2 protein-coding genes are annotated in these 722 nt (G+C 60.9%); both read right to left on the bottom strand.

Translation table 11 applies throughout. The annotated features are described in order from the left end of the window. Positions 1-71: 71 nt before the first annotated feature. Entirely contained in the window at positions 72-416 is a 345-nt protein-coding gene (locus tag H8B02_RS47610) for a hypothetical protein (protein ID WP_229172563.1), read from the bottom strand. Then, on the bottom strand, positions 416-722 hold a 307-nt coding region (locus tag H8B02_RS47605), incomplete at its 5' end, for a transposase (protein WP_229172562.1). The genes H8B02_RS47610 and H8B02_RS47605, both read right to left, overlap by 1 nt.

Genomic DNA, 722 nt, shown 5'->3' with positions numbered 1-722 from the left:
GTGCGATCAAGTTCGACCACTACACAGATCATCGTTTGTGACGCAGTAAGACTAGCAGGCTGTTGAAGAACTCAGCCGCGTTCGCAAACGAAGGCTGAATCGTCGCCATTGTGGATGTAGAAGTGGCCGACGAGCCTGTCTGCAGTTCCGATCATAGCCCAACCACGTCCGCAGGACGGATCGTTCTCGTCGTGCCCTTCCCATGAGAACTCCGCGCACGCCGATCCGTCGCGGGTGCCGTAGCGCACATCCAGGAACCCCTTGAGAGCCCCAAAGGCGATTTTGCCATCGGACTTGCCCTGGAAGGTGAGATGCGCTTCCTCGACAAGATCGAGGAAGTCGCTATCCCAGACGTCCATCTCGACGATGCGCCAGCGGCCTGCAAAGGCCTTGGCGAAGCCGGGCACCTTGGCCATCAGCCGGTCTCCGCGATCAGCTTGGGCAGCCGCACCAGGTTGTAGGCGGTGGCAGCGAAGGTAAAGGCCCATGCGACGCGATCACGGCCACGGAAGCGGGTCTTCTCTTGCCCCGCGATCGTCTTGATCCAGCCGAATGCCTCCTCGATCCGCTTGCGGATGCGCTGGCTGACAGCATAGCCGCCGTGCCGGGTCGTTCGCCCGTCAATCGTAGAGCTGCGGCCGCTGGTGTTCTGTGCCACATGCGGCGTCACGTTCATCGAGCGCAGCTCGTTGACGAAGTCTTCCACATCGTAGGCTTTGTCG

It is taken from the genome of Bradyrhizobium altum, from assembly GCF_020889705.1.
GTDB classification, from domain to species: Bacteria; Pseudomonadota; Alphaproteobacteria; order Rhizobiales; family Xanthobacteraceae; genus Bradyrhizobium; species Bradyrhizobium altum.
This window is presented reverse-complemented; position numbering and strand designations above follow the sequence as displayed.

Excerpts from the sequence above, each read along its gene's own strand:
- H8B02_RS47610 (WP_229172563.1), bottom strand. The coding sequence starts at position 416 with ATGGCCAAGGTGCCCGGCTTCGCCAAGGCCTTTGCAGGCCGCTGGCGC.